Source organism: Mesorhizobium sp. M4B.F.Ca.ET.017.02.2.1 (genome assembly GCF_003998955.1).
GTDB lineage: Bacteria > Pseudomonadota > Alphaproteobacteria > Rhizobiales > Rhizobiaceae > Mesorhizobium > Mesorhizobium abyssinicae.
This window is the reverse complement of record NZ_RZOF01000456.1, coordinates 1-4,053: the sequence shown is the minus strand read 5'-3', so window position 1 is coordinate 4,053 and position 4,053 is coordinate 1. Positions and strand designations below refer to the sequence as shown.

4 protein-coding genes are annotated in these 4,053 nt (G+C 65.4%); 1 reads left to right on the top strand and 3 read right to left on the bottom strand.

The window, feature by feature from the left end:
- A partial coding sequence (locus EN738_RS31805; protein WP_245494831.1) for a PfkB family carbohydrate kinase occupies positions 1-224 on the top strand: 224 nt, incomplete at its 5' end.
- 168 nt (positions 225-392) lie between these two features.
- Here the strand turns inward: EN738_RS31805 and EN738_RS31800 are convergent.
- From EN738_RS31800 to EN738_RS31790, 3 genes are all read right to left on the bottom strand, one after another.
- A complete protein-coding gene (locus EN738_RS31800; RefSeq protein WP_127287046.1) occupies positions 393-1,421 on the bottom strand; it encodes an aldose epimerase family protein in 1,029 nt (342 codons plus the stop codon).
- Positions 1,422-1,519: 98 nt separating this feature from the next.
- Positions 1,520-2,977, bottom strand: coding sequence for an NAD-dependent succinate-semialdehyde dehydrogenase (locus EN738_RS31795; RefSeq protein ID WP_127287045.1), 1,458 nt, complete (start codon positions 2,975-2,977; stop codon positions 1,520-1,522).
- 173 nt (positions 2,978-3,150) lie between these two features.
- A partial coding sequence (locus EN738_RS31790) for an AEC family transporter (protein WP_127287044.1) occupies positions 3,151-4,053 on the bottom strand: 903 nt, incomplete at its 5' end.

Below are 4,053 nucleotides of genomic sequence, written 5' to 3'. Positions count from 1 at the left end.
CCGTCGACGGCGCCCGCAAGCCGATACCGGCCGTGCATGTCGCCACCCCGGTCGATACCACCGGCGCCGGCGATTCCTTCAACGGCGGCTATCTCGCAGCTCGGCTGGCCGGCCATGGCCCGGCTGAGGCAGCCGAGCGTGCGCACCGCGTCGCCGCCGCGGTCGTGCAGGTGCGCGGCGCGCTGGCGCCATTTGAAACGCTGAGAGCGGCGTTCGGCAACTAGCTAAGGTGTATTGAGATTCAGGTAGGCCGAGTCGGAGTCGAAGACTGCGCGAAGCGACCAAAACGGTGGTTTTCGAGAACCGGAGCGGAGCGTACTTCAGTACGTGAGCACCGGAAGCGCAGAAACCAGCGTTCGCAAGGCCGGCTTCACCTGAATATCAATGCACCTTCAAGGCAGTCGGAACCGGTACTCGGTGGCCTGATGATAGATCTGCCCCGGCCACAACGTGGCCTGCGGGAAATAGGGCCGGTTCGGCGCGTCCGGCCAGACCTGCGCCTCCAGGCAGAGACCCGAAAAGGCCTTGTACTGGCGCCCGTCCAAGCCTGCCGATGACGGCTGCAGGTACTGGCCGGTATAGAGCTGCAGGCCGGGCTCGGTGGTCCAGACCTCCATTTCGACGCCCGATGAAGCGCCTTGCGCCCAGGCAGCCTGCCGCAACGGCCCGCGAGCCGAGGCCAGGCAGAAATTGAGATCGTAGGGAAGCTGCTCGCCCTCGCTCTCCATGCGCAACGGACGCGCCTGGCGGAAGTCGAAAGGTGTGCCGTCGACCGGCTTGACCACGCCTGTCGGGATCATCTCGCCGTCGACCGGCGTGTAGGCGCCGGCGTTCAGCATCAGCCGATGGTCGAGGATATCGCCGGCGCCGCCGTCGTCGAGGTTGAAATAGGAGTGCTGCGCGAGATTGCACAGCGTCGGCTCCTCGGAGGTCGTGGCGGTCAGTTCGACGCTGAGCGTGCCGGGGATCTTGAGCCGGTAGGTGCAGGTCACGTCGAGCGCGCCGGGAAAGCCCATCGTGCCGTCCGGGTCATGCAAGGTCAGCGTGACGAAATCCCGGCCATGCAGCGAGACCGTCCACGGCCGGTGGAAATAGCCTTCCGAGCCGCCATGCAGAGTGTGCTTGTCGAGGAAGTTTCGTTCCGTCTGATAGCGCTTGCCCGCGATGGTGAAACGGCCGTCGCCAATGCGGTTGGCAAAGCGGCCGACGACGGCGCCGAAGAAGGCGCGGTCCGTCTCATACGGCTCAAAACGGTCGTAGCCCAGCACCAGCGGCGCGTCGTGGCCGGCGAGCCGCAGGTCCTGGATGATCGCGCCAAGCCCGATGATGTTGGCGGAGAGGCCGCCGCCACGAATGGTGAAACGGCGCACGGGTTCGCCCGCCTGTGTCGTGCCGAAGACCTCGCCGTCCTTCATCGTCATGCCCGAAAGTCAGTTCGTTGATCTATAGACCCGGCCGGTCCCGGCCGGGTTTGCAATACAAGAAAGGCAGGCTTTGCGCCTGCCCTTCCGCTTGGTTGTCAGAGGCCGAGGCCGCCGATGCAGACATATTTGGTGTCGAGATAGTCCTCGATGCCCTGATGTCCGCCTTCCTTGCCGAGGCCGGATTCCTTGACGCCGCCGAAGGGCGCTTCCGGCGTGGTGATCAGGCCCTCATTGACGCCGACCATGCCGTATTTCAGCCCTTCCATGACCCGGAAGGCGCGGCCGAGATCGCCGGTGTAGAAATAGCAGGCGAGGCCGAATTCGGTGTCGTTGGCGAGCGCGATCGCCTCTTCCTCGGTGTCGAACTTGAACACCGGAGCGACCGGGCCGAAGATCTCCTCCTTCATGAAGCGCATCTTCGGCGTCGCATCGGCGATCACCGTCGGCTGGAAGAACGAGCCGCCAAGCGCGTGCCGCTTGCCGCCGGCCACAACCTTGCCGCCCTTCGACGTCGCGTCGGCGATCAGCTCCTCGACCTTCTCGACCGCCTTGTCGTCGATCAGCGGTCCCTGCTGCACGCCCTCTTCGAGGCCGGACCCGACCTTCAGATTGTTGCTGGCGACGACCAGCTTCTCGACGAACTTGTCGTAGACGCCGGCCTGCACCAGGAAGCGGTTGGTGCAGACGCAGGTCTGGCCGGAATTGCGATATTTGGCGGTGATGGCGCCGGCCACGGCGCGGTCGATGTCGGCGTCGTCGAAGACGATGAACGGCGCATTGCCGCCGAGCTCCATCGACACTTTCTTGACCGTCACCGACGACTTCTGGATGAGAAGTTTACCGATCTCGGTCGAGCCGGTGAAGGTGATCTTCTTGACCAGCGGATTGGCGCAGATCTCGTCGCCGATCTCGGCCGCCGAACCGGTCAGGATGTTGATGACGCCCTTGGGGAAGCCGACTTCCTCGGCGAGCGCGCCCCAGGCGAGGCCGGAATACGGCGTCTGCGAGGCTGGCTTGACCACGGCGGTGCAGCCGGCGGCCAGCGCCGGCCCGAGCTTGCGGGCGAGCATCGAGGACGGGAAATTCCAGGGCGTGATGGCGGCGATGACGCCGACGGCCTCCTTGGTCACCAGGATGCGGCGGTCGCCCCAGGGCGACGGCACGATGTCGCCATACGTGCGGCGGCCCTCCTCGGCGAACCAAAGGATGTAGGCGGCGGCCGAGCCGATCTCGCCCTTCGATTCAAACAGCGACTTGCCCTGCTCGATGGTCAACAGCTCGGCGAGCACGTCCTGATTGTCCATCATGGCGTCGTGCAGCTTGCGCAAGAGCTTCGAGCGCTCGAGCGCGGTGGTCTTGCGCCAGGACTTGAAGGCTTCCTCGGCGGCCTCGATGGCGCGGCGCGTCTCGGCCTTGCCGGCCTTCGGCACGGTGCCGATCTTCAAGCCCGTGGCGGGGTTGTTGACGTCGACCGTCTGGCCGCTGTCGGCCTGCACCCATTCGCCATTGATGAGATTGGCCTGGCGCATGAAATGGCTGGTTTTCTGAAGCATGGTCTGGCCTCCGTTCGGCGCGCTGATCGGCCGTTTTTCTGGATATTCGTTGGGCGTGCTGTGGCCGCACGCTGGCGCATTGCTCTTACCTAGGGAAAGGCCGGCAAGCAATCGCAAGATGGCATATAGGGGTTGGACCAGCAAAGGCGAGAGTTGGCCGCGCGGCCGCTCCCCTATCCGAAGACGTGGAGAACCACCGTCAGCCAGAAGGACGTGGTCACCACCGCGCTCGCCGTCGCGATGGTTATCTGGTTCGACGCCAGCGCCTGGCCGGTGTTGAACTGGACGGCGATCAGGTAGGAATTGATGCCCGAGGGTAGCGCCGCCGCCACCACCGCTACCTTGGCCGTCAGCGGCGGCAGGCCAAGCAGCCAGACCAGGCCAAGCACCAGCCCCGGCATCAGGAACAGTTTCAGCGCCGACAGCGCCAGCGCCGGCCGGATGTTGCCGGAGATGCCGAAGCGGCGCAGGCTGAGCCCCATGGCGAACAGCGCCACCGGCCCGGCGGTATTCGCCAGAGCATCGACCACACGCGAGACGAGCTCCGGCAGCGGCGCGCCGCTCAGGCGGAAGGCAAGTCCGGCGAGTATGCCGATGATCAGCGGATTGAGGAACAGCCGCCTGAGGAAGCTGGTGACGACGCGCAGCGGATGCGCGGGCTCGCCGGCGCCGCGGCCGAACATCTCGAACAGGACGATCGAGGCCATCATCGTGACCGGCAGGTGGACGGAGACCAGCAGCGACAGGACCTCGAAGCCGCTCGGTCCGAATATGCCGAGGATGAAGGGCGCGCCGAGCAGGACGATGTTGGAATAGCCAGACGACACGCCGCCGACGATGCCCGTGCGCGAATCCCTGCCGAAGACCCGCGTGGTGACGAGATGCCCCACCGCCCAGGTGATGGCCACTGCCGTAAAATAGGCGCCCCACAGCGACCACGGCGCCACGCCGTGGAAGTCGGACTTCACCATCGTTTGGAACAGAAGCAGCGGCATCGCCACGTTGATGGCGAATTCGGAGATGCCCTCGCCGCTCGCCGGCTTCAGATAGCCGGTGAAGCCGGCAAGGTAGCCGAG